Source organism: Embleya sp. AB8, assembly GCF_049739465.1.
Taxonomy (GTDB): Bacteria; Actinomycetota; Actinomycetes; order Streptomycetales; family Streptomycetaceae; genus Embleya.
Window position 1 is genome coordinate 72,410 of the sequence record NZ_JBMHHY010000028.1, and the last position, 24,623, is coordinate 97,032.

21 protein-coding genes and 1 tRNA gene are annotated in these 24,623 nt (G+C 72.7%); 15 read left to right on the plus strand and 7 right to left on the minus strand.

Annotated elements, in window-relative coordinates; all coding sequences use genetic code 11:
* Positions 1–11: 11 nt before the first annotated feature.
* The 5 genes from ABIA38_RS34635 to ABIA38_RS34655 all read right to left on the minus strand — a co-directional run bounded on the left by ABIA38_RS34635 (position 12) and on the right by ABIA38_RS34655 (position 4,664).
* The gene (locus tag ABIA38_RS34635; RefSeq protein WP_424642898.1) at positions 12–1,214 is read right to left on the minus strand and encodes a MerR family transcriptional regulator; all 1,203 of its coding nucleotides are present in this window, start codon (positions 1,212–1,214) and stop codon (positions 12–14) included.
* Between the two features lie 160 nt (positions 1,215–1,374).
* Positions 1,375–1,447 (minus strand) — tRNA-His (locus tag ABIA38_RS34640).
* Positions 1,448–1,561: 114 nt separating this feature from the next.
* The gene (gene orn / locus ABIA38_RS34645) at positions 1,562–2,173 is read right to left on the minus strand and encodes an oligoribonuclease (RefSeq protein WP_424642899.1); all 612 of its coding nucleotides are present in this window, start codon (positions 2,171–2,173) and stop codon (positions 1,562–1,564) included.
* A 4-nt stretch (positions 2,174–2,177) separates the two neighbouring features.
* Complete coding sequence (locus tag ABIA38_RS34650; protein WP_424642900.1) at positions 2,178–3,473, minus strand: GlxA family transcriptional regulator; 1,296 nt, start codon at positions 3,471–3,473, stop codon at positions 2,178–2,180.
* Positions 3,474–3,698: 225 nt separating this feature from the next.
* A complete protein-coding gene (locus ABIA38_RS34655) occupies positions 3,699–4,664 on the minus strand; it encodes a LysR substrate-binding domain-containing protein (protein WP_424642901.1) in 966 nt (321 codons plus the stop codon).
* An 11-nt stretch (positions 4,665–4,675) separates the two neighbouring features.
* Here ABIA38_RS34655 and ABIA38_RS34660 point away from each other — a divergent pair, with 11 nt between their 5' ends.
* The 10 genes from ABIA38_RS34660 to ppgK all read left to right on the plus strand — a co-directional run bounded on the left by ABIA38_RS34660 (position 4,676) and on the right by ppgK (position 17,330).
* A complete protein-coding gene (locus tag ABIA38_RS34660) occupies positions 4,676–5,797 on the plus strand; it encodes a YeiH family protein (protein ID WP_424642902.1) in 1,122 nt (373 codons plus the stop codon).
* A 651-nt stretch (positions 5,798–6,448) separates the two neighbouring features.
* Positions 6,449–6,946, plus strand: coding sequence for a universal stress protein (locus ABIA38_RS34665; RefSeq protein ID WP_020550635.1), 498 nt, complete (start codon positions 6,449–6,451; stop codon positions 6,944–6,946).
* A gap of 199 nt (positions 6,947–7,145) precedes the next feature.
* Positions 7,146–7,448 carry a DUF397 domain-containing protein gene (locus ABIA38_RS34670; protein WP_424642903.1) on the plus strand — a complete coding sequence of 101 codons (303 nt, stop codon included), beginning with the start codon at positions 7,146–7,148 and terminating at the stop codon, positions 7,446–7,448.
* Positions 7,449–7,554: 106 nt separating this feature from the next.
* Entirely contained in the window at positions 7,555–8,214 is a 660-nt protein-coding gene (locus ABIA38_RS34675; RefSeq protein ID WP_424642904.1) for an ATP-binding cassette domain-containing protein, read from the plus strand.
* On the plus strand, positions 8,214–9,575 hold the full coding sequence (locus tag ABIA38_RS34680; protein WP_424642905.1) for a YhgE/Pip domain-containing protein: 1,362 nt from the start codon (positions 8,214–8,216) through the stop codon (positions 9,573–9,575). The genes ABIA38_RS34675 and ABIA38_RS34680 overlap by 1 nt, the downstream gene beginning before the upstream one ends.
* A 152-nt stretch (positions 9,576–9,727) precedes the next feature.
* Positions 9,728–11,374: a hypothetical protein gene (locus ABIA38_RS34685; protein WP_424642906.1), complete on the plus strand. Its 1,647-nt coding sequence runs from the start codon at positions 9,728–9,730 to the stop codon at positions 11,372–11,374.
* A 214-nt stretch (positions 11,375–11,588) separates the two neighbouring features.
* Complete coding sequence (locus ABIA38_RS34690) at positions 11,589–12,242, plus strand: ACT domain-containing protein (protein ID WP_424642907.1); 654 nt, start codon at positions 11,589–11,591, stop codon at positions 12,240–12,242.
* 154 nt (positions 12,243–12,396) lie between these two features.
* Positions 12,397–13,659, plus strand: a complete 1,263-nt coding sequence (locus ABIA38_RS34695; protein ID WP_424642908.1) for an LCP family protein — start codon at positions 12,397–12,399, stop codon at positions 13,657–13,659.
* A 170-nt stretch (positions 13,660–13,829) separates the two neighbouring features.
* Positions 13,830–16,481 carry a right-handed parallel beta-helix repeat-containing protein gene (locus ABIA38_RS34700; protein ID WP_424642909.1) on the plus strand — a complete coding sequence of 884 codons (2,652 nt, stop codon included), beginning with the start codon at positions 13,830–13,832 and terminating at the stop codon, positions 16,479–16,481.
* A 120-nt stretch (positions 16,482–16,601) separates the two neighbouring features.
* Entirely contained in the window at positions 16,602–17,330 is a 729-nt protein-coding gene (ppgK, locus tag ABIA38_RS34705) for a polyphosphate--glucose phosphotransferase (RefSeq protein ID WP_424642968.1), read from the plus strand.
* Between the two features lie 19 nt (positions 17,331–17,349).
* Here ppgK and ABIA38_RS34710 read toward each other — a convergent pair whose 3' ends face one another.
* Positions 17,350–17,925: an exonuclease domain-containing protein gene (locus tag ABIA38_RS34710; RefSeq protein WP_424642910.1), complete on the minus strand. Its 576-nt coding sequence runs from the start codon at positions 17,923–17,925 to the stop codon at positions 17,350–17,352.
* 98 nt (positions 17,926–18,023) lie between these two features.
* Between ABIA38_RS34710 and ABIA38_RS34715 the strand changes: the two genes are divergently transcribed.
* The 5 genes from ABIA38_RS34715 to ABIA38_RS34735 all read left to right on the plus strand — a co-directional run bounded on the left by ABIA38_RS34715 (position 18,024) and on the right by ABIA38_RS34735 (position 23,238).
* On the plus strand, positions 18,024–18,791 hold the full coding sequence (locus tag ABIA38_RS34715; protein ID WP_424642911.1) for an SDR family NAD(P)-dependent oxidoreductase: 768 nt from the start codon (positions 18,024–18,026) through the stop codon (positions 18,789–18,791).
* 115 nt (positions 18,792–18,906) lie between these two features.
* The gene (locus ABIA38_RS34720) at positions 18,907–19,479 is read left to right on the plus strand and encodes a Uma2 family endonuclease (RefSeq protein WP_424642912.1); all 573 of its coding nucleotides are present in this window, start codon (positions 18,907–18,909) and stop codon (positions 19,477–19,479) included.
* A 75-nt stretch (positions 19,480–19,554) separates the two neighbouring features.
* Positions 19,555–21,018 carry a carboxylesterase/lipase family protein gene (locus ABIA38_RS34725; protein WP_424642913.1) on the plus strand — a complete coding sequence of 488 codons (1,464 nt, stop codon included), beginning with the start codon at positions 19,555–19,557 and terminating at the stop codon, positions 21,016–21,018.
* On the plus strand, positions 21,000–22,172 hold the full coding sequence (locus tag ABIA38_RS34730; RefSeq protein WP_424642914.1) for a type ISP restriction/modification enzyme: 1,173 nt from the start codon (positions 21,000–21,002) through the stop codon (positions 22,170–22,172). Before ABIA38_RS34725 ends, ABIA38_RS34730 begins: the two co-directional genes overlap by 19 nt.
* Positions 22,173–22,512: 340 nt before the next feature.
* Entirely contained in the window at positions 22,513–23,238 is a 726-nt protein-coding gene (locus ABIA38_RS34735) for a hypothetical protein (protein ID WP_424642915.1), read from the plus strand.
* A gap of 240 nt (positions 23,239–23,478) precedes the next feature.
* On the opposite strand, the gene ABIA38_RS34740 is transcribed toward ABIA38_RS34735, so the two are convergent.
* Positions 23,479–24,615 (minus strand): serine hydrolase domain-containing protein, encoded by a 1,137-nt coding sequence (locus ABIA38_RS34740; protein WP_424642916.1) that lies wholly within the window; start codon positions 24,613–24,615, stop codon positions 23,479–23,481.
* Positions 24,616–24,623: the final 8 nt, after the last annotated feature.

Genomic DNA, 24,623 nt, shown 5'->3' on the forward strand with positions numbered 1-24,623 from the left:
CGGCGGTTCCGCTACGCCGTATCGCTCGCGCCGCCCTCGCCCGCGGTCAGCTCGCGCAGCACCGCGCCCAGGTCCCAGTTGGACAGCCCGGCCAGCGCCTCGCGGAAGACGGTCAGGCCGAACAGGTCGCCCCGCGCGGTCATCCGCCCGCCGGCCAGCGCCTCGCGCGGTGCGTGCCGGTCGTTGAGCAGGATCACCCGACGCGCGGTGTCGTAGTCCATGTGCACGATCAGGTCCGGGCCCGGCAACAACCCGGGCCGGACCAGGACCCGGCCCTGGAAGACGTCCAGATGCAGCTCGGCCGGGTCGTCCCGGCCGGGCACGTCGCTGACCACGATGTCCACGATCGCCGGATGCGGCGTGCGCTTCTCCGGGTCGGGCGTGATCAGCCGGCTCAGCCGGGACACCGCCGCGATCCACGCGTCGGACATGAACGGGTGCCGGTCGAGCGCCGGTTCCGGGTCCACGTCCGGCTCCTGCGCCCGGGTCCGCTCGGGCTCCTCGCGCAGTACCTTGCCCAGTTCCGCGCCGAGCCGGCGGGCGGCCGTCCGGCGCATCGCGCGGGCGAGTTCGGCCTCCACCGCGCGCAGCGCGAGCGGTCGCATCCGGCGGATCATCTCCGCCGTCTCGTCCGCGTCGTCGTCGGCGGGTAGCAGATGCGACTCCATCAAGCGGCCGAATCCCTCGGCCACGTGCTCCATCGCCGCGCGCAACATCCGCAACTGCTCGAGCACCGCGAGCACCGGCACCCCGGCCGCGTGCAGCTCGGCGCCCACCGCCAGTTCACGCGCACTGGGCACCCGGAACACCGTCAGCGAGTCGTCCTCGGGTTCGAGCAGCCCCAGGTGCACGGCGCCGGCGAGGGCCACCGGATCGGACAGCCCGCCGAACATCGAGATCAGCTCGGCCCGGCTCATCCGCTCCGGCGTCTCCTCGGTCCACGGACCGCTCGCCTCGGCGACCAGGCCGAGCACCCCGCCCAGGCTGCGCCCGGCGTCCCACGCGTCGAGCAGCTCCTTGATGCTGACCAGGCTGTAGCCGCGCTCCAGCAACTGCCCGATCAGCCGGAGCCGACCCAGGTGCCCGTCCTCGTAGAGCGACACCCGGCCCTGTCGCCTCGGCCGCGGCAGCAGCCCACGATCCTGATACGCCCGTACGTTGCGTACGGTCGTGCCCCCCTCGCGGGCGAGGTCCTCGATCCGATAGTCCGCCAACCTCGTGCCTCGCGATCCTCGTGCCCCGTGTCCGGGCCAACGTAATGCACGCACGTTCGAGGTTCGATCACTCGGCGACCCGAGTTCGCGTCGGGCTCGCGAAAACGGGGGAACGACGAAGGCCCGACCTGTTCGCACAGGTCGGGCCTTGATCATCCGGGGTGAGTGACGGGACTTGAACCCGCGACTTCCTGGACCACAACCAGGTGCTCTACCAGCTGAGCTACACCCACCATCGCCGATGCGTTTCCGTCCCGGCGAGGAAAAGTGTACAGGCTCGTGGAGGCTGCTCGCCGCAGGGTTTCCGGGTGAGCGATTCGACCCGATTGGATCCGATTCGGGCGGATTCAGCCCTGTTCGGCCGGCCGGTGGCCGTAGCGGGCGGCGATCGCCTTGGCGGTGTCGCTGTCCGGACCGGGGTCCGGCACGAAGATCGCCTCGCGGTAGTACCGCAGTTCCTCGATGCTCTCGTGGATGTCGGTCAGCGCGCGGTGGTTGCCGGCCTTCGGCGGGCTCTGGAAGTAGACCCGCGGATACCAGCGGCGGGCCAGCTCCTTGATCGACGAGACGTCGATCACCCGGTAGTGCAGGTAGCCGTCGAGGTCGAGCATGTCCCGGGCCAGGAAGCCCCGGTCGGTGCCGATCGAGTTGCCGCACAGCGGCGCCTTGCGGCCCTCCGGGACGTGCTTCCTGATGTACCTGAGCACCTCGGCCTCGGCCTCGGCGAGGCTGACGCCCGCCTCCAGCTCGTCCAGCAGACCTGAAGCGGTGTGCATTTTGCGCACCACATCGGGCATGCCGGCCAGCGCCTCGGCGGGCGGGCGGATCACGACGTCGACCCCGTCGCCGAGGATGTTCAGCTCGGAGTCGGTGACGAGGGCCGCCACCTCCACCAACGCGTCCCGGGACAGGTCGAGTCCGGTCATCTCACAGTCGATCCAGACCAAGCGGTCGTTCATGGGGTCACCCTACGGCCCGGGCACACACCTCCTCGTCTCCGGTCTCCTCCGGGCTGCGGGTGCGGAACGTCTCCCGGTAGGAGGCGGGCGGGACACCCAGTTGTTTGCGGAAGTGGCCGCGCAGCGCGACCGGCGAGCGGAAGCCGCAGCGCCGGGCGATCTCCTCGACCTGGAGATCGGTGGTCTCCAGGAGTCGCTGGGCCTGGAGCACCCGCTGGGTGAGCAACCATTGCAGCGGAGCACTGCCGGTGAGGGTACGAAAACGCCGGTCGAAGGTGCGCCGACTCATATACGCGCGGGTGGCCAACTGCTCGATGTCGAACCGCTCGGCGAGGTTCTCCAGCGCCCAGGAGATCACCGTGGCGAGCGGGTCGCCGCTGATCTCCTCGGGCAGGGTCAGGTCCATGTACTGGGCCTGGCCGCCGATCCGATGCGCCGGTACGACCAGCCGGCGGGCCAGCGCGTTGGCCGCGTCCGGACCGTGGTCCAGGCGGACCAGGTGCAGGCACAGGTCGATCCCGGCCGCGGTGCCCGCGCTGGTGAGGATGTCGCCGTCGTCCACGTAGAGCTCGCGCGGGTCCACCCGGACCTTGGGGTAGCGCTTGGCCAACGCCGGCGCGTACATCCAGTGCGTGGTGGCCGGGCGGTCGTCGAGCAGGCCGGCCGCGGCGAGCACGAACGCGCCGCCGCACAGGCCGACGATCCGGGCCCCCTCACGATGTGCCCGACGCAGCGCCTCCAGGACGGGCGGCGGCGGCATCCGGGACGGCGAGTGCCACGCGGGCACGATCACCGTGCCGGCCCGGGCGAGGGCGTCCAGGCCGTAGGGCGCGATCAGTTCGACGCCGCCGGTGGTGCGAAGCGGTCCGGGCTCGGCCGCGCATACCAGTAATCGGTAGTTCGGTACGCCGGCGTCGCGTCGGTCGACCCCGAAGACCGATATCGGGATCGAGCTCTCCAGGATCGGCGAGTTGGCGAACAACAACACCGCGATCGTGTCCGGGCGCCGCCGACCGAGCAGCGGGCGATCCCGCCCCGGCGCGAGCACGCCCTCGGCGTCGGGGTCGTACTCCCCGTCGAAGTCGATGTCGTCGGCGAGTTCGCCGTCGTCCTCGATCGAGTCGTGCTCGGGCGGAGCCTCGGAGAGCACGGTGGACGCCGCAGCGAGCACCACCGCGTCCCGATCGCCGACCGGGACGGTATCGACCGCGTCGATCGCGCCGGAATCGGCCGAGCGGTCGGCATCGACCACCCCGACCTTCCCCCGTCGCCGGTCCTTGCGACTGTCGATCCTGCTCATGGCCCCGATCGCCCCCTTCACCCCTCTGTGACCTGCACGGCCCCGGTCGCGCCAGTGGTCCGGGTCGCGCAGGCGGTCACGCCCCACTGGTTCACAGGCGTCACTCGCGTAACCCAAGATCGGAACTTACTCTCTCTTACCTTGTCTATGCATGGTGTTCTCTACGTGACGTTATGTAGATATGCGTGTTTGTGACGGTGGTCACATCGCGGAACTTGTCGACATTCAGCCGCGCGGGGCGGCGTCCGGGCGTTGTCGGGCCGCGTGCAGCAGGTGCAGGGCACCCTCCGGCAGTTCCCGACCACGCGGCCAGACCGCCCGCAGGATCCGGTCCAGGGCGGGCAGATCGGCCACCGGCACGGCCACCAGGCGGCCCTCGGCGAGGTCCTCGCGCACCGCGAGATCGGACAACACGGCGGGCGCGGAGCCGGCGATCGCCGCCGAGCGCAGCGGCGCCGTCGCACCCAACTCCAGGGCGGGTACCGCCACTCCGTCATAGGCCGCCAATGCCCGCTCCAGCGTCTCCCGGGTGCCGGACCCCGCCTCGCGCAACAGCAGCGGCGTCGCGGCCAACTCGGCCGCCGCGATCGGGCGCCGCCGGCGTGCCCACGGGTGGGTCGGCGCGACCACCACCACGAGCCGGTCCCGGCCCACCGCGGCCGACTGGAGGTCGCGCGGCACCCACGGACCCTCCACGAAGCCCAGGTCGGCCTCACCCGCCCGCAACGCCTCGATCACATGCAGGCTGTTGGTCACCTGGAGACCCACGTGCAACCCGGGCACCGCCTCGCGCAGCGTCATCAGCCAGCCGGGCACCAGGTGTTCCGCCACGGTCAGGCTCGCCGCGACCCGCAGGCGGTCCTCCTGTCGGGCCTTGAGCGCGGCGGCACCCTCGACCAGGGCGTGCGCCTGATCGAGTACGCCGCGCGCCCAGTCGGTGATCACCAGGCCCGCCGCGGTGGGCACCGAGCCGGTGGTGCTGCGCTCCAACAGCCGTACCCCGAGCCGACGTTCCAGGGTGCGCATCCGGGCGCTGGCCGAGGGCTGGCTGATCCCGAAACGGCGCGCCGCGCCGCCCAGGCTGCCGCACTCGGTGACCGCGACGAGCAGGTCGAGCGTGTACAGATCCGGGAGGCGGTCGGCGGGGCGCGGCTGCGGGGTGGGCGGGGGCGAAGTGGTCGGCGGGGTCATAGCCAAACCCTATGACCTGCCAGGCAACCGACCGCTACCCGCGCGCGGCCGGCGCGCCGAGGGTGGTGACCATGACCCTGACGGCCGGGCACCGCGCCCACCCCGAGCAACTTTCCGCCCCGACCGGGACGGCCGGGACGAACAAGTCCCGACTGTGGCCGGGGCTGCTCGCGGCCGCTCTCGCGGTGGCGGCGAGCTGGGGTGCGCACCGGTTGTGGCCGCAGCTCCCGATGCTGACCGTCACCGTGGCGCTGGGCATCCTGGCCGCCAACGTGCGCGCGCTGCCCGCCGCGACGGCGCCGGGACTCGGCTTCGCGGGCCGCCGGCTGATGCGTGCCGGCGTGGTGCTGCTCGGCCTCAAGCTGGCCCTGGGCGACCTGGCCGGGCTCGGCTTCGCGCCGGTGGCGATGGTGCTCGCGGTGGTCGTGCTGACCTTCTTCGGCACCAAGTGGCTGGGCCGCAGGCTGGGGCTGCCCGGTGATCAGCCGCTGTTGATCGCGACCGGCTTCTCGATCTGCGGGGCGTCCGCGGTCGCCGCGATGAACGGGGTCAGCGACAGCGACGAGGAGGACGTGGTCACCGCCGTGGCGCTGGTCACCCTGTGTGGCAGCCTGGCGATCGGGGTGTTGCCGCTGCTCCAGTCACCGCTCGGGCTCGACGCGACCCGGTACGGCGGCTGGGTCGGCGCGAGCGTGCACGACGTCGGCCAGGTGGTCGCGGCCGGCGGGGTGGCCGGGCCGGTCGCGCTGCACACGGCGGTCGTGGTCAAGCTGCTGCGGGTGTTGCTGCTCGCGCCGATCGTCGCGGGCACCGGGTACGCGCTGCGCCGCCGGGCCGCACGGGCCGGCGACACCGGGCGGGCCGGGGCCAAGCGCCCGCCGCTGCTGCCGCTGTTCGTGGTCGGCTTCCTGGCCATGGTCGCCGTGCGCAGTACCGGGCTGCTGCCCGATCGGGCGCTCGAGGTGGCGGGCACCGTGCAGGATCTGCTGCTCGCCGCCGCGCTGTTCGGGCTCGGCAGCATGGTGAACCTGAGTCGGCTGGTCCGCACCGGGTGGCGCGCGCTGCTCCTCGGCTTCGCGTCCTGGGGCCTGGTCGCGGGCGCGGCCTACGGCGGCGTACTGCTCACCATGTGAGGCGTGCGCCGCACGGGCCGCACGGGAGGCGTGGGACGCGGGTGCCGCGGTCGGTCCCCGGACCGACAGCGCGCGCGTCCGAAAGTACGTCGAACCCGCCGACGGCCCGGCGCGTGACGGGCCGTCAGACAGGTTCGACTCGGCGCCGCGGCGCGGGTCGGCGTGCGGCAGGGTCGGCGTCCAAGCTGCGGATCGCCGCCCGTTTCGACGCGGTCGCCCGGACGCACGGTGTCGCCCTGACCAACGCTCGGGCGGGGTCCGGGGTAACGCCCGTTCCCCCTAGCGGCGTCCACGCGCACCGCCGAACGGACCTCGCGGCCGGCTCGATTCGACCCCGCGAGGGGCCGCCGACCGCCCTCGACCGGTGTCCCGCGATGGCGTCATTCGACACGGCAATCACCCACACGGCCGCCCGGGTCTCCCCAATCACGGCGTTGTCCGGCTAATGTGCGTGTCTCGCCGAGGCTTTGTCGGGGGCCCCATCCCCGTGCCGGGTCCGGCGAACCGTGTCACCTCTCGATCGGCATGCTTCGTGGTGTCTGTTTTGTCCGGGCGAACCCCGGACAGACACTGTCGAATGTGCGGGTCGGCGCAGTAATCTGGTACAGAAAGCCCCGAGGCGCCCCTCCACAGCAAAGACGCCCGATTCCCATGGCTGCTTTCGAGTTCAGTGACCTTCCGGACGGCACCCCGTTGCTCCGTCCCGACTCTCCACATCAGCGCGATCCCGCGTTCCAACACCCCGTCGTGGTCGGTTTCGACGGGTCCGAGTCCAGCGAGCGAGCCCTGGCGTACGCGTCCGGCATGGCCCGCAGGCTCGGCGGCGGACTGGTGATCGTGCACGTGGCCAACCGGATTCCGGCCACCGTGTGGGCCGGCTGTGAGCCGCCGGTCTTCATCGACGTGCCGGACAGCCGCTCCGAGGCCCTGGGTCTGGAGCTGGCCTGCGCCGACCACCTCAGCGACGTGCCGTGGATCCTGGTCGAGCGCGGGGGTGACATCTGCCACGAGATCGAGGACGTGGCGCGCGAATTCACCGCCGACGCGATCGTGGTCGGCGGATCCACCGGGCTGGCCAGCCGGATCTTCGGCTCGGTCGCGTGTCGGCTGGTCAAGCACGCGAAGCGGCCGGTGGTGGTGATCCCCTGACGGTGGCCGGCGGCATCCGGCAGGCGAGCGATCGAGGTCTGGCCCCGACGCCCATGAGTGCTTCGGGGCCTCGTTCGTTTTCCGCCGGTTTCCACCCGGGCACGCCCGGTGTCGGCGTTCGCGTTGTGTCCGGCGTCGGGCTCGGCGTAGCGTGCCGTCACCTGTGGGTTACGCACGCGTCATCGGGAGGGTTTCGAACATGAGCACCGGCGAGTCCGAGCAGCCGTCGCGGCAGCAGTTGGACGACGAGAAGGCCGCGCTGTACGCCATGGACATCAGTGGTGTCACGTGGGTCGGCTACGGCGAGGACACCACCGGCGAGGGGATCGTGGAGACCGCCGAACTGCCCGGTGGGGGCATGGCGATGCGCAACTCGATCCACCCCGAGGGGCCGATCCTGCGCTTCACCGAGGGCGAGTGGACCGCGTTCGTGCTCGGCGTGCGCGACGGCGAGTTCGATCTGGACCGGCTCGCCGAGCCGTTGCCGGAGCAGCAGGGCTGACGCTTCGTCAGGCGACGGGCGTTCGGGTCATTCCCGAGTTGCGCCCGTTTGGCCGGCCGTGTACCGGTTACTCCTCGGTGGACTTCGCACCGACGTAGGGAGATCCGTGTCCACAGCCACCTCCGGGGTGGAGATCACCGCGGTCGGCCTGGCGGCGGACGGTCCCGACGGCCCGATCTTTCGGGACGTCCGGCTGACCGCGCCCGCGGCCGGGCTGACCGTGCTGGTCGGACCCGCCGGCGCCGGGCGTACCTCGCTCCTGCTCGCCCTCGGCGGCCGATTCCGCACCCACGCGGGCACGGTGACCGTGGCGGGCAGCCGCGACCCGGCGACCGCGCGGGCGCATACCGCGCTGGCCCGGGCCCGGCCCGGGCTGGACCTCGAACCGCACCTGTTCGTGTCCGAGACGGTGGCCGAGCGGCGGGCGATCGGCGGCGGCCGGCCCACCGAGGCCGCGCTGGACCGGATGTACGACCTGCTGCGCGTCGATCCGCCGGGCCACGTGCTCATCGAGCACCTGGCCGCGGTCGAGCAACTGTTGTTCGCGGTCGCGCTGGCCGCCGCCACACAACCCGGCGCGGTTCTGGTCGACGACGTGGACAGCGGCCTCGGCGGCGCCGACCTGTCCCGCGTGTGGCGGGCGCTGCGCGACCTCGCCGACACCGGCACCACCGTGGTGGCCACCGCGACCGAGGCGCCGCGCGGCGCGGACGCGGTACTCGACCTGCCCGGACACCACCTGTACCCGAGAGGTGGTGCCGCCTGATGGGCGTGCTGCGCCTGGCCTGGTTCGAACTGCGGCGCTTTCGTGGTCCGTTGCCCCGTCTGGTCCCGGTCGTGCTGATGCTGGTGCCGACCCTGTACGGCGCCCTCTACCTGTGGTCCAACTGGGATCCCTACGGCCGGTTGCACCACGTGCCGGTGGCGTTCGTGAACCAGGACCGGCCGGTGGACGTGGCCGGGCAACACCTCGACGCGGGCGGCCGGCTGACCGAGTCGATCATGCACGACAAGAACTTCAAGTGGCGGATCACCGACGCGAAGCACGCCCGGGACGGGCTGGCCGACGGCGACTACCACTTCGTGGTCACCGTGCCGCCGGACTTCAGCGCGACGCTGGCCACCACCGCCTCCGCGCAACCCCGGCAGGCGAAGTTGTCGATGACGCTCGACGACGCGAACGGCTTCATCATCGGCAAGATGGCCGAGGTCGCCAAGACGCAGTTGCAACAGCAGATCTCGGCCACCGCGCAGAGCACGCTGGTGCAGCAGCTGTACGGGCAGACCGGGACGCTCAAGGAGCAGCTGGCCCGATCGGCGGACGGCGCACGGCAGTTGGCCGCGGGGGTCGGCGTCGCGCCGCCGGACCAGGTCCGCCAGGGTGCCGAGCAGTTGGCCGGCGGGCTGGATCGCATCGACGCGACGGTGCCCGCGCCACCACCGGCGCAGAGCGCGGGTGCGGACGCGCGGGTGCTCGGCGCGCCGGTGGTGATCGAGGTGAGCAATACGCATCCGGCCGTGTTGTACGGCCGCGGCCTGGCGCCGTTCTTCTTTGCCATCGCGCTGTGGGTGTTCGGCCTGGTCGGCTATGTGCTGCTGCGGCCGTACAACCCGCGCGCGCTGGCCGGTCGGGCGGGCGCGGTCAAGGTGGCCGTCGCGGGCTGGTTGCCCGCCGCCGCGCTCGGCGTGCTCGGCGCGTTCGTGCTCTACGCGGTGGTCCAGCTCGGGCTGAGTCTGGACGCCGACGATCCGGGGCTGAGTCTGCTGTTGATCGCGCTGGCGGCGGTGACCTTCGTGGCCATCGCGCAGTTTCTGCGGGCCGCGTTCGGCGCGGTGGGCGATGTGCTGATCCTGGTCCTGCTGATGCTCCAGCTCACCTCGTGCGGCGGGCTCTACCCGGTCACCACGACACCCGAGCCGTTCCAGGCGCTGCATCCGGTGTTGCCGATGACCTACCTGGTGAACGGATTGCGGGTCACCCTCACGGGTGGAGAGGGCGAGCGTTTGGCGGTCGCGTTCGCGGTGCTCGGCGGATACCTGGTGGTCGCGCTGATCGGCACGGTCTTCGTGGTCCGACACCGGCGGATGTGGACGATGGCGGCGCTGAAACCGGCTGTGGACCTGTGACCCGCGCGAATGAGGCACCGCCGATGAGCCGACCCGCTCCCCCGTACGGTTGTCCCGGGGGAGCGCAACCACGCCCGCTCCGGACACGTCGCCCACAATCAGGGGGTACCGCGGGTTTGCCACCTGTGGTGGAGGAGGGAGAATCAGCGGCGATGAACGAGCAGGAGATACACAAACTGAGGGCCGAGGCCGAGACCCGGACGCGGGAACTCGGGCCCGATCACCCCGGTTCGCTCGACGCGCGCGCCGCGTGGGCCCGGGTCGTCGGCGACGAGGGCAGGCCGGGAGAGGCCGCTCGGATGTTCGGGGAGCTGGCGGGCGACTATGCGCGCGTGCTCGGTCCGCAACATCCCGACACACTCCTGGCCCGGCACAACCACGCCTACTGCCTGGGCCTGTCCGGCAACGCGGTCACCGCCGAGTCGCTGGCCCGGGACGTGGCGGCCGACTGTGTGCTGGTGCTCGGTCAGGACGATCCCGAGACGCTCAACGTGCGGGCCGGGTGGGCTCGTTGGATCGGCGAGGCGGGTGACGCGGCGGGCGCGGCGCGGATGTTGCGGCCGATCGTGGAGGAGGCGACCGACGCGCTCGGGCCGGTGCACCCGGACACGCTGACCATTCGACACCAGCACGCGCACTGGGTGGGTCGGTCGGGCGAGACGATCCAGGCCGCCCGGTTGATGACGGCGATCGCGGACGAGCGCGGCGAGGTGCACGAGCCGGACGACCCGGCCGCGTTGTCCGCTCGGCACGACCGCGCGATGTGGGCGGGCGAGGCCGGAGATGTGTCGGTGGCCCGGGACGCGTTGGTGCGACTGGTCGAGGACGCCACGCGGATCCTGGGTCCGGATCACCAGGACACGTTGGTGATCCGGCACAACCACGCGCACTGGACCGGCGAGTCCGGCGATCCGCTGGGCGCGCGGACGTTGCTGACCCAGCTGGTCACGGACTGCGCACGAGTGCTCGGCGAGCAGCACCCGGACACCGAGAACGCCCGGCGCGGGCTGATGTGGTGGACGTACGGGCCCAAGGCCAACGACCCGGCGCCGGTGTTCGCCACCGCGGTGGGCAACAGCTCGGTGCAGGCCGGGCGCCCGGCGAAGCCGCCGAAGCCCACGAAACCGGCGAAGCCCGCGAAGGTGAAGGTCGCGAAGGTGAAGGCGCCGAAGCCGCCCAAGCCGCCTCGCGGTGCGGGCGAGTCGGATCGGGCGACGGAGTCGGCGTCCGCCTCGGCGGCGCCCGCTGCCGCGCTGCCCGTCGAGTCGGCGCCGGCCGGTGCCTCGGCCGCCGTACCGCCGCGGCCCGTGGTGTCGGAGCCGGACGGGGACGTCACCGAGTTTGCCCCGGTGGCCGGGCTCACCCCGGACACCGAGGAGAACGCGACGCTGTCGGGCGCCTCGGCCGCCCCGACGGCGCGGGTCGGCCTCGGCAAGGAGCCGTCGCCGAAGCCGGCGGAGCCGAGGTCGGATCGGAAGCCCGAACCCGAGTCCGAGCCGAAGCCCGGGTCCGGGTCCGGTTCGGCCGAGGCGCCGGAGAACGCGCCGACGCAGGTGACGAGCGTGGCGCCCGAGGACGAGCCGACCCACGTCAGCCCGCCGCCGCGCCCGGTGGTGGTGCCGGTGGATTCGGCGGAGACCGTCGAGGCCGCTGTCGAGGCCGTCGAAGTCCCGGATGCCTCCGCGACCCCGGAGACCCCGGAGGCCGCCGAGGCCGAGGTCACCCGGACCGCCGAGTCGACCGCGCGGCCGACCCCGAAGCCGGACGAGAAGCCCGGCGGGCGTGGGCCGAAGAAGTAGCAGAAGCAGCAGAAGCGGGCGCAGCGCGGGCGGGGCGGCATCGGAGGATTTCGGTGCCGCCCCGCCCGCACGTTTGCCTGCTTGGGTCCGGTGCTTTCCGCCGGCCGTACGGCTGCTTGGCCGGTGGTGATCACTTTGGACCGTCATATGTACGCAACATGATCGAAACGGGAAAGAGCCAGGATTCAACGCAGGTCGACTGAGGAGGTGTCGCGTGTTGTACCGACTGAGGGTGTCACTGCCGGATCGGCCCGGGTCGCTCGCGCGGGTGACGCAGCTGCTCGGCGCGGCGGGGGCCGACGTGATGCAGATGACCGTGCTCGAACAGCTCGGCGGTCGCGCGGTCGACGAGTTCACCGTCTCGTGGGCCGGCGAGCGGGACATCGCCGCGCTGGTCGCCGCTTTGGAGCGGTCGACGGGAGTCCGGGTCGAGGGTTGCTGGGCGGCCGGCGAGGTGCCGGGGTCGGCGCCCGAACTGGACGTACTGGGCCAGGTGGCGCGCGATCCGGGCCGCGCGGTGGCCACGTTGATCGACGCGGCGCCCACCCTCTTCCACGCCGACTGGGCGGTGGCCACCCGCGGCGGACGCGGCCGGCAGCCGGTGCACGCGAGCTGGCGCGCCCCGGAACTGCCCGCGCTGCCCGCGCTCACCCCGATGCGTCCGCTGGCCTTCGGCTACGAGGGCGACGCGAGCGGCCACGGCGCGGCGGCCCCGATCGGCGCGTCCTGGCTGACCCTCTACGTGGTCCGGCACCACGGCCCGGCCTTCCACCGCACCGAGTTGGACCGCCTCGGCCGGATCGTCGACGTCGTGCTCGGCGTCCTCGGCACCCGCGGTGCGGCGAAGGCGGCCGGTACGACGCCCTGACCGGTGGGTTCGGGTTCGGCCGATTCGGGAACCATTCGTCGCTATTCCGCGTGTAAAGATCGGAACACCGTATGATTGCGTAATTGTGCGCGTACTTCGGGCCATCGAGCCGAGCGCACATCGAGCGCGGGGGCCCGACGAAGGCGACGACGACGTGCAGGACAGAGACGAGACGTCCCCGGCGGCCGAGGGCCTTCCGGGGACGTCGGCCGAGGAGTCGGGCGCGGAAGGCCCCAGCCGCATACAACGACGCGTGCGCGACCGGCGCCGCCGCCGGCGGCGCGTCCTGGCCTGGATCGGCGGTGGCCTGGTCGCCGTGCTGCTCGCCGCCGGCGGCTTCGGCTGGTGGTTGTACGACCGACTCAACGGCAACATCCGCACCCAGGACTTCGCCGACCAGCTCACCGATCGACCGCCGCCCACCGGGGCGATGAACGTGCTGCTCGTGGGGTCCGACTCGCGCGCGGGGGACAACTCCGAGTACGGCCGCGACGACGGCGGCAGCCAGCGCTCGGACACCACGATCCTGCTGCACGTACCGGAGGGTCGAAAGACCGCGACCGCGGTCAGCTTCCCACGCGACCTGATGGTCCAGGTGCCCGGTTGCCGGACCACCTCGGGCGGCACCCAGCGGTCCTACTTCGGCCAGTTCAACAGCGCGATGGAGGTCGGCGGCGTGCCGTGCGTGGCGGCCACCGTGGAGCGGCTCACCGGCGCCCGGATCGACCACCAGATCACCATCGACTTCACCGGCTTCAAGAAGGTCGTGGACGCGCTCGGCGGCGTGCCGATGCACATCGACCAGCCGATCGACGACAAGGCCGCCCAGCTGCAACTGCCCGCCGGCGACCTCAACCTCAACGGCGAACAGGCGCTGGGCTTCGTCCGGGTGCGCAAGACCCTGGGCGACGGCAGCGACATCCAACGCATCGCCCGGCAGCAGGAGTTCCTCAAGGCACTGATCAAGAAGGTGCAGAACCAGAACCTGCTGACCAATCCGGCGAAGGCGTACAACGTGATGGACGCCGCGACCAAGGCGATCACCACCGACTCCGGGATCAACACCCTGGCCGCCCTCTACGACTTCGCCAACGGGCTGCGCGGGATCCCGTTGGAGAAGATCTCGTTCGTCACCACGCCGTTGACCGACTACGCGCCCGACCCCAACCGGGTCGCGCTCAAACAGCCCGAGGCCGCGCAGCTGTTCACCGCACTGCGCGACGGCGCGCCGGCACCGACGCCGAGCCCGACCGGGCCGCCCGGGACGTCCGCGGCGGGCGGGACGAGCGGGACGGGGACGGCCGGGACGAGTGCGTCGACCGGGAGCGGGACGGCCGCGACGAGTGCGCCGAGCACGCACGGGACACGTGGGACCGGCACGTCCGGTAGCACGAATCGGGGCACTGCGGGACGTTAACCAACACGGCGCCGTGCCCGCGGGTCGTTGAACTGTACGGTGCAGAGGTCCGCCGACGACGCAGCGACCGGGCCGCCGGGACAGACCCGGTAATGGGGCCGCCCGCGACGCTTTACGGTGGACTCGCGAGGGTGCTGGGTGCGGACCGAGGGGCTGGTGGCAGGGGCGCCATGACGGGTCGGGTTCTTCAGGTGGTGCAGGGCACTCGGTGGCGACGCCGCGCGGGTGAGTACGCCTCGATCGGAGCCGCGGTGGGGGCGGCGGCGGCGGGCGACTCGATCCTGGTCGCGCCGGGCACGTACCGCGAGGACGTGTCGATCGCGGTGCCGGTGACGGTGGTCGGCTCGGACGGGCCGGGGACGGTGATCCTGACCGCGGCCGACGGGGTCGCGCTGACCATAACCGCCGACGCGGCCGTACACGGTCTGGCGATCGAGGGCGGCGCGGGGGTGTTGTCGCCGGCCATCGTGATCGAGGGTTGCGCGCCGATATTGGAGGAGTGTGTGGTCCGGGCCGCCTCCGTGGTCGGCGTCGAACTGCGCGCGGGCGCCGACCCGATGGTGCGCCGGTGTCGGGTGAGCAATCCACAGGGTGTGGGCATCGGGGTCACCGGGCGCTCGCGCGGCACGTTCGAGGACTGCGAGATCGGCGACACCGGGCGCGAGGGCTTCGACGTGCGCGAGGGCAGCGCGCCGATCCTGCGCCGGGGCCTGGTCCGGGACGCGTCCGGCCACGGGTTGCGCTTCACCGGACCCGGGACCACCGGGAGTGTGCAGGACTGCGAGATCCACGACGGCTCGGACGCGGAACCGGCGGTGTTCGTCGGCGATCAGGCCTCGCCGCACCTGACCGGGCTGCACATCCACGACGTGGGCGGCGGCGGAATCTGCGTCGCGGGCGGCGCCGCGCCGATCATCGCCGACTCGCGGATCGAGCGGGTCGGCTGGGCGGGCATCTCGGTCGGCGGCCAGGGCAGCGCCGGGTCGCTCTCGCGTACCGAGATCGCCGCGATCAAGGGCACCGGCGTACAGGCCGACGACCTGGCCACGTTCTCCCTCGACGACTGCACGATCCGCGACGCCGAGGGCAACGGTGTCTCGGTCGACCGCGGCGCCAATCTGACCCTGGTCGGTTGCCGGCTGCGCGACGTGGGCCGCAACGGGGTCGACGTGCACGGCCACTCCGAGGTCACCCTGAGCGGTTGCACGATCCGCAGCTTCGGCCGCAACGGCCTCTCGCTGGCCGACCACGGGGCGCGCGCGTCCGCGATCGACTGCGAGTTCCACGACTCCACCGGCGGCAAGCCGGCCGTGTGGGTCGCCGACGGCGCGGACGCGGCGCTCGGCGAATGCCGGATCCACGATGTGCTGGACGGGGTCAAGGTGGCCGGCTCCGGCACCGGCCTGTCCATGCACGACTGCGAGCTCCACGACGTGGACGAGACCGCCATCGGGATCGGCGCGGGAGCGGTGGTCTCGGTCAAGTCCTGCAAGGTGCGCAAGGCCACCACCGGCGTGTGGTTCATGGAGTCCGACTGCGGCGGGATCATCGCCGACTGCACGATCGAGGACACCACCGACGGCGTCTCGGTCACCGGCGCGGCCGGGCCCACGGTGCGCCGGGTCCGGGTGGACCGGGCGAGCGGCGAGGGAATCCGGATCGCGGGTGGCGGGCGCGGCGACTTCGAGGACTGCGAGGTGCTCGGGGGGCGCGGCTACGGGGTCAATGTGCGCGAGGGTTGCCACCCGGTGTTCACCCGCTGCACCACGCGCGACAACGCCAAGGGCGGCTTCGAGTTCGCCGGCCCCGGACCGGTCGCGGTCGAGTGCACGTCGCAGGGGGACGGGACGAGCGGTACGGAGCCGGCGGCGGGCGGGATTTTGGGCACCCCGAGCCCGATCGCGGCGGCCGGTGCCCAACCGCAGGGCGTGGCGAAGCTGACCGCGACGCTGCCGATCCCCGGCGCGCGCGACGGTGCCCTCGCCGACGCGGCCGGCGCCGCACCTTCGGTGCGCGAAGTCGACGAGCTGCTGGCCGAGTTGGACGGACTGGTCGGGTTGGCCGGGGTCAAGTCCGAGGTGCGCAACCTGATCGACCTGATCTCGGTCGGTCGGCGGCGCGAGGAGGCCGGGCTCAAGGCCCCCACGCTGCGCCGGCACCTGGTCTTCACCGGCTCCCCGGGCACCGGCAAGACCACGGTGGCCCGCCTCTACGGCGAGATCGCCCGGGCGCTCGGCGTGTTGCGGATGGGCCACCTGGTCGAGGTCTCCCGGGTGGACCTGGTCGGCGAGCACATCGGCTCGACCGCGCCGCGCACCAAGGAGGTCTTCGACCGGGCCCGGGGCGGCGTGTTGTTCATCGACGAGGCGTACAGCCTGGCTCCGCCGGACCCCTCCCGCGACTTCGGCCGCGAGGCGATCGACACGCTGGTGAAGATGATGGAGGACCACCGCGACGACGTGGTGGTGATCGTGGCCGGCTACACCGACGAGATGCAGCGCTTCCTGGACGCGAACCCCGGTTTCGGCTCCCGGTTCTCCCGCACCATCACGTTCCAGGACTACTCGGCGGACGATCTGGTGGAAATCACCCGCAAGCAGGTGCGCGAGCACGAGTACGTGCTCACCGACGAGGCGTGCGAGGCGCTCCTCGGCTACTTCCGCCGGCTGCCGCGCGGCGCCGCGTTCGGCAACGCGCGGGAGGCGCGGCGTACGTTCGAGGCGATGATCGAACGGCATGCGACCCGGTTGGCCCAACTGCCCGGCGCGGGCCTGGAGGAGCTGCGGACGCTGCATCCGGAGGATCTGCCCGAGCTGCGGTGAATCGGCCCGCGCCGGCGGGGTAACGGCCGGTGGGCGCGGTTGCCCCGCGCCGCGTGGCGGATGGATACCGGATGGTTTGCGGGATGGTTTGCGACGGCGAAGGAGCCTCACGTGCCGGTCATGGGCATCGACATCGGCGGGACCGGGATCAAGGGCGCGCCGGTGGACACCGACGCCGGGCGGTTGACCCACGAGCGGGTGCGGCTGCTCACCCCCGAACCGTCCGAACCGCAGGCGGTGATCGAGGTGGTCCGCGAGGTGTTGGAGCAGTTCGCGGACACCACCGGGCCGGTCGGCATCACCTTCCCGGGCGTGGTCCGGGACGGCATCGTGCGCACCGCGGCGAACGTGGACAAGTCCTGGATCGACCTGGATGCCGACGCGTTGTTCAGTGCGACGCTCGGCCGGCCGGTGACGATGGTCAACGACGCGGACGCCGCGGGTGTCGCCGAGATGCGGTTCGGCGCGGGCGCGGGGCGCGGTGGGACGGTGCTGATGTTGACCTTCGGCACCGGGATCGGCAGCGCGCTGTTCGTGGACGGCAGGCTGGTGCCCAATACCGAGCTGGGCCACCTGGAACTGGACGGGCACGAGGCGGAGCGGCGGGCCTCGGCGGTGGCGCGCGAGACGCACGACCTGTCCTGGGAGAAGTGGGCCGTGCGGGTGCAGGACTATCTGCGATACGTGGAGATGTTGTTCTCGCCGTCGTTGATCATCATCGGTGGCGGGATCAGCAAGAAGCCGGAGAAGTTCCTGCCGTACATCAAGATCGGTGCGGATCTGGTGCCCGCGAAGTTGCACAACGACGCGGGGATCGTGGGGGCGGCGATGTTGGTGACGGGGGACTGAGCGCGATCGTGGGCACGATTCACTCGGCCCTCGCGCGGTCTTGACGCGACGCGCGCAGGACGCCGCCGAGCAGGGCGGCGATGTTCCACGCGTCGTCGACGCCTCGGTGGTGGGTGCCGTGGAGGGGGAGGCCGGCGTGTGCGAGGGCGCCGGCCATGCCGAGTTCGTGGTCGAGGCCGTGGGCGAGCGAGTACAGCGTCTTGGCGTTGAGGTGTCGGGTGCCGAACGGGTACGGGACGGCCTCGGCGGCGCACTGGCGCTCGAACTGCTGCCGGTCGTACTCGCCCCAGCTCGCCCAGACCCGCTCGTGGGCGCGGAACTCGTCGCGCAGCAGCGCGCAGGCGTCGGCGAAGGTGTGGCCGGCGGCCACGTCCGCCTGGGTGAGGGTGGTCAGTTCGGTGCAGAACGCGCTCACCGTGGAGTGCGTGGGGCGGACCGGGATGCCGTGTCGGTCGAGGCGTTCGCCGGTGCCGATGTCGAGGGTGGTCAGGCCGATCTCGATGATCTCGTTGCGCTGTCCGTCGGGGATCGGGCCGGACCAACAGGTCGCCTCCACGTCGATCACCAGGAGCAGATCCAGCCGTCGTTTAGCCATGCCGGTCAGCAGAGCAGGATCGGCGGCGTGCTACCACTGGTTTTGCGCTGACGACGCGTCAGATGTGTGGGGTCCACCCGGCCGCGGAGGAGTTCGACATGGGTACGTACAAGACGACACCGGAGACCGGCGTGGTGATCACCGGCGGCGCGTCGGGCATCGGCCGGGCCACCGCGCGGGCGTTGGCCGCGACGGGGCGGCCGGTGGCGCTGTGGGACATCGCGGCGGGGCCGGTGGCGGAGGCCGCGCGCGAGATCGCGGCCGAGCACGGTGTACCGGCGCTCGGGCTGGCCCTGGACGTCACCGACACCGAGGCGCATCCGGCCGCGATCCACGCCTCGGTCGAGGCGCTCGGCACGATCGGCGGCTTCGTACACGCGGCGGGCATCGTCGACTCGACGCCGATCACCGAGGTCACGGCGGACAACTGGGACCGGGTCCTGGACGTCAACCTGCGCTCGTTCGCCCTCCTGGTCCAGGCGCTGACCCCACACCTGCGCGAACACGCCGGCTCGGCGATCGTGGGCATCGCCTCGCTCAACGCGATCGTCGGCAACGCGCTCAACCCGTCCTACTGCGCCGCCAAGTCCGGCATGCTCGGCCTGAACCGCTCGATCGCCGCCAAACTCGCCGAACACGGCATCCGCAGCAACGTGGTCTGCCCCGGCTACATCGACACCCCGATGCTCGCCGCCTCCTTCACCCGACCGGGCACCAGGGAGCGCCTGGAAAACAGCTCCCCGCTACGGAGGTTGGGCCGCGCGGAAGAAATCGCCGGTGCGGTCCGCTTCCTGCTCAGCGACGAGGCGTCGTTCGTGACGGGGACGCACCTGATGGTGGACGGCGGGATGACGGAGACGGTCTGACACATCGATCGCGGCGCCTCCCCACCCGGAGTCGCCGCGATCTTCCGCGCCCGAGCGGGCGGGGCTGCCAGAATCGCCATGAACCATGGCGGAGCCGACCACCTCGGGAGTGCCCATGCAGGCCGCGTTCGATCGCGAGTGGACCGCCGCCGACGTGTTCGCCGCCCAGGAGACGTCGCTCCACCGCGTCGAACTCCTCGACGGCATCCCGCTGATGTCGCCGCTGCCGAGGCTGCGCCATCAACACGTGGCCGGCACGTTGGCCGAAGCGCTCGCCCGGGCCGTGGCGGAATCCCGTGTCGAAGCGACGGTCTTCAAGGGCGCGAACGTGTGTCGCGGCGATCGCGACGTGCTGCGTCCCGACCTCTCGGCGGTCACGTCGACGGCGGCCCGCTCGGCGCTGGCCGCGGATGCCATGGCCTTCGCCCCCGAAGACGTGCTCCTCGCGGTCGAGATCCTCTCGCCCGGGCACGAGGGCGCCGACCGCATCGACAAGCTCGCGCGGTACGCCGAGTGGGCGATCGCCTCCTACTGGGTCGTCGACCCGAAGTCCCTGACCATCGAGACCTACACCCTCGACGGCGAGAGGTACGCCCCCACCGCCACCGCCAAGCCGGGCACCGCCACCACGCTGCCCGCCTTTACCCCGATCACCCTCGACCCGGGGACGCTGCTGCGGATGCGGTGAGGGGGGCGGCGCCGTCCCCGGGAGCTGGGCCGAGCGCCGTTCGGCGCGGTAGCCGTGCCCCATATGCTCGGTGGCATGGTGTGTGTGCGGACATCGCTCGGTGATCTGGTCGGCGAGGAGTCGGATGGGATCCGGGTCTTTCGGGGGGTGCCCTTTGCGGCTCCGCCCGTGGGTTCGGCGCGGTTTCGGGTGGCCCGGCCGCCGGTGGGCTGGTCTGGAGTGCGGGACGCGCGCGAGTTCGCCCGTGCCGCGCCGCAGCCGATCGGGCAGTACGGGGCGGCGCCCGTGGCCACCGACGAGGACTGCCTCTACCTGAACATCCACGCGCCCGTCGAGCCCGGGCCGCATCCGGTCCTCGTGTGGGTGCACGGCGGCGGGTACACCAGCGGCGCGTCCTTCGAGGGGGTGTACGACGGGAGCGGGTTCGCCCGGCGCGGCGTGGTCGTGGTCACCCTCGCCTACCGCCTCGGCGTACTCGGCCTGTTGCACCTGCGGCACCTGCTCGGCCCGGAGTACGCCGACTCCTCGGCCAACGCGCTCCTGGACGTCGTCCAGGGCCTGCGTTGGGTGCGCGAGCACATCGCCGCGTTCGGCGGGGACCCCCGCCGGGTCACCCTCGGCGGGGTCTCGGCGGGCGCGAAGCTGACCTCGAATCTGCTTGCGCTGCCCGCCGCGCGCGGCCTCTTCCAGCGGGCGATCGTGCAGAGCGGCGGCGCCCAGACGGTACGCACCGTGCCCGAGGCCGAGGAGGCCACCGGCCGGGTGCTGGCCGCGCTCGGCATCGCGCCGGAGCGGGCCGCCGCGCTGATCGACGTCCCCGTGGCCGACCTGCTCGCCGCGCAGGCCGAGGCGATCGGGCGGGGCACCGGGCGGTTCGTGTTCCGCCCGGTGGTCGATCCGGCCGGGCCGTTGCCGCTGCCGCCGTTGCGGTCGATCCGGGGCGACGTGCCGATCCTGCTCGGGTCGAATCAGGACGAGGAGGAGATGTTCGCGCAGCTCGAGGGGTCGGGTGGACGTGCGCCGGGGCCTGCCGACCTGGCCAATCTGCGCCGGCCGGACGCGCTCGCGGGGCTGCTGGATCGCTACGCGGAGCTCTACCCCGACCTGACCGGGCGCTCGTTGCGGATCCGGCTGCTGACCGCCGAGTCCTACGGGATACCGACCGTCCGGCTCGCCGAGGCGCAGGTCGCGGCGGGTGGCGCGGCATATGTGTACCGGTTCCGCTGGGCCGCCAAGGCGCATCCGCAGCGGCTCGGGTCGCCGCACGTGATCGACGTGCCGTTCGTGTTCGGCACGCTCGATACCCCGCTCGGCCGCTGGCTGACCGGCGGGGTACCGGTCGCCGCGCGGGAGTTGTCCGGGCGGATCCAGCAGGCGTGGGCGGCGTTCGTCGCGGGTGGCGCGCCGGCGGCGGACGGGCTGCCCGAGTGGCCGCCGTACGACCCGACCGAGCGGCGCACGATGGTGCTCGACGTGCCGGCGACGGTGGTCGGCGACCCGGATCGGGAGGAGCGGCGGGTGTGGGACCACGCGCTGTGAGCCCCGCCGGTCCGCCCGCGCTGACCGACCTGATGCCGTGGGGCGGCCCCGGGATCGGCCCGGGACGCACGTGGGTGTACGCACCGGAGCGGGAGACGCTGCGTCGGCGCTGGGCGAGGTTGGCCGCCGCCGAGGACCGGGATCCGCTGCTGCGGCCGACCCGGGCGCGGACCACGGCATCGTTGCCCGCGCCGTTGCCCGGATGTCCACCCCCGCCCGGTCCGCTGGCGCGCGAGGTCGGCCCGACGCCGCGCCTGGTCCGGATCGCGCGCGGCCCGTTCGATCGGCAGTGGCTGGTCGCGGATCCACGGGTCGTGGACGTCGCCCGGCCCGAGCTGTGGCGGGTGCGCGGTGATCGGCAGGTCTACCTGACGGCGCGTCAAGCGGGGGACCCCTGGCCGGTGTTGTGCAGCGCGCTGGTCCCGGACGCGGCGCACCACGGCGGTCGGGGCGGTCGGGTTGCGCCGCTCTACCGGGACCCGGCGGGCCTGGTGCCCAACGTGGCGCCCGGCCTGGTCGAACTGCTCGCGGACCGACTCGGCGTTCCGGTGGTGGCGGAGGACCTGTTCGCCTGGATCGTGGCGGTGACGACGGATCCGGCGGGGGTGCCGCTCACCGCCGATCCGAACCTGTGGGCGGCGGGCGTCGACCTCGGCCGCCGGCTGATCGCGCTGCACACGTTCGGCGCGCGGTTCGGCCGCCCCGGCGAGGGCAAGCCCCGACTGCCGGGCGGGCGCCGCCCGTTCGTCCGCGAACCGGTCCCGGCGCGGCCGACCGAGGTGCGGCACGACGAGGAGACCGGCTCGCTCCTGCTCGGCTCCGGCCGGATCGCCCCGGTCCCGCGCGAGGTCTGGGACCTGGGCCTGCTCCAACCCTGGATCGCGGCCCGCACCGAACCCCCGGGCGAGGGCCTGGAACGCATCCGCGAACGCGCCTGGTCCACCGACCTGACCAGCGAACTGATCGACCTGCTCCACGTGTTGGCGCTACTGACCGACCTGGCGGACACCCGGCACGCGTTGTGCGCCGAAGCCGCCGCGGCTCCCACCCTCGCCACCGCCGACCTACTCCCACCCCCGCCCGCCACCCGCCGCCCCCCAACGGTCCTCGACATCACCGAGGAGGGCCCGGGCGGCCAGGCCGTACTGGTCTGACCATCGGCCGCCGAACTCAGGGGACATGACGATCCGCCCGCCGATCAGCTCCACCCGGACGGTTTCGGGCGCCTCCATCGACTCGAACAGCGCGGCAATAGCCGATCCGGTGGGTCGTGTGGCGTCGATCATGCCGGTACCTCCTGCGGGGCGATCGTGCGTTCCGGACAGGATGCCGGCGCTGTGCACGAGTTTCGTGACAGGCGACAAATGGGGGGCTTCTCGACGCCGGGCTCGGGTCGGCTCGGTTTGCCTCCGGGGGCGACGCGCGTTGGGCCGAAGGGGGGAACCGTACGCGCGGCGGCGGTCGTGGGTCGGGGAGGCGACCTAGCGTGGTCTGGTGAGCAGACCCCGGAACACTCGCGTGGCGTCGCTGGTGATCGCGCTCGGTGCGGCCGGGCTCACCTCGATCGCCGGGCCGGCGGCGGCCCATGAGGGCCCGACGGCGGACCTCGGCCGCGTTCCGTCGGTGGTGGTGCGGACCGAGCTGCCCGTGTCGTCGGGGTCGACTCCGTCGTTCGGCGGGCCGCGTCGGCCGGGGATTCGGGTGCCCGGCGTCGGAGCGAGTCCGGTGGTGCCGTGCCCGGTGGCGAGTCGGTGGTTGCCGGCGACCGGCCAGGGCCGTTCGGCGACTCCCGGCGTCGCCGGCCGCCCGGATCGGCCGGACATCCGCGTGCCCGGCGCCGATCCGACCCGGGTGGACTGCCAGGGCCTGCCGGACCCCGGCCGACCCGCCACGCCGCGGGCAGTACCCACCGGCTCGGCGGGCGGGCTCGTGCCGCACCGCCAGGGGAGCCGCCGGGGCGCCACCGCGCATGGGAAGCCGCCGCGCCGGGGCAGACCCGGTGCGCGAGAGCGCGGCGGGGTCGCCAAGCAGGCCGTACACGACGGGCCGGCCGTGGTCGCCCGTCGGGCCATCACCGACCACGTCGCGGGTGCCGGATCGGGACCGGTCGTACCGCTGGGTCTGGCGGCCGGCGCCCTGGTCCTGGTCGGCGGCCTGTTGGTCGCGGGCACCCGGCGCCGCCGCAGCAGACCGGGACGAGCCCGCAACCGCCCCGAATGACGTGCGCCGCCGCCCCCGCGCGTCGCCCGGCCCGGGACGAGGGGGCCGAACCACCGTGCGGGGCAGGCGGGTACCGCCGACGCCGATCCACGTGCCTCTGCACCGGGCCCCGGCACACCACGCGACCCGGCCGCGGCTCGAACCACCGCCCCGGGCAGCCGGGTACCGCCTCGATCAGGCCCACCGCAGGTCCGTCCGCGCCCGGCCGCCACGGCCGTCGGCCGAGCGACGAACCACGAACTACCGCCCCAGGCACCCCTGTACCGCCTCGATCAGGCCCAACCCCCGGACGTCCGTCTGCAATGGGGACTGGCCGTTCGTCACGTACGCGAAGGCCAGCCCCGTCGCCGGGTCGGCGAACGCCAATGGGCCGCCGCTGCCCGGGTGGCCGAAGGCGGCGGGGTTGGCGGAGACGGCGAAGAACGCGGTTTCCGGCTTCATGAAGCCGAGGCTGAAGGCCGTGTGCTCGCCCAGGATTCGGTCCGGGCCGGCGACCACCGTCGTGGTCACCTCGGTGACCGTCTCGGCGGAGAGCAGGCGTACCCCGTCGAACGTGCCGCCCGCGCCCAGCATCGCGTAAATCCGGGACAGCGCCCGGGCGTTGGTGACACCGAGCCCGGAGGGCACCTCCCAGGCCAGCACGTCCGGGTCGTGATCCGCGCCGGGCGCGGCCAGTGCGGGCAGCGCGAGCATCGCCCGGCCCAGGTCGGAGCCGAGATCGAGCAGGCCCGGTTCCATCGGCGCGAGCGTGGTGAGGTGGGCCAGGCGCGGCACCACCGCGCCGGGCAGGCCGATGTGCGCATCCACCCCCAGTGGGCCGGTCACCTCCTCGGCCAGGAACATGCCGACCGTGCGCCCGTCCACGCGCCGGATCAGTTCGCTTGCGTAGAACCCCCACGTCACCGCGTGATAGCCGTGCGCCGTGCCCGGCTCCCACGCGGGCCGCTGCATCGCGAGCGCGTCGGCCAGCGCGTCCGGCATGGCCACCTGGTCGAGCGTGATCGGCTCGTCCAGGAACGGCAACCCGGCCTGATGGGACAGCAGTTGGGCCACCGTCACGTCGCGTTTGCCACCCGCCGCGAACTCGGGCCAGTAGCGGCAGACCGGCAGCGCCGGATCGAGTCGCCCCCGATCGATCAGGATCGCCAGACACGTGGCGACCAGGCCCTTGGTGACCGACCAGACCACCTGTACGGTGTCCCGCTCCCAGCCCCGCCCGGTGGCCGGTTCGGCCACACCGCCCCACAGGTCCACCACCGGCACGCCGTGCAGGTGGATCGCCAGCGCGGCGCCCAGTTCGCCGTGCAGCGCGAAGTTTTCCTCGAACGCGGCCTGTACGGGCGCGAATCCGGGCGCGATGAAACCGTCGACGTGCATGGTGTGGT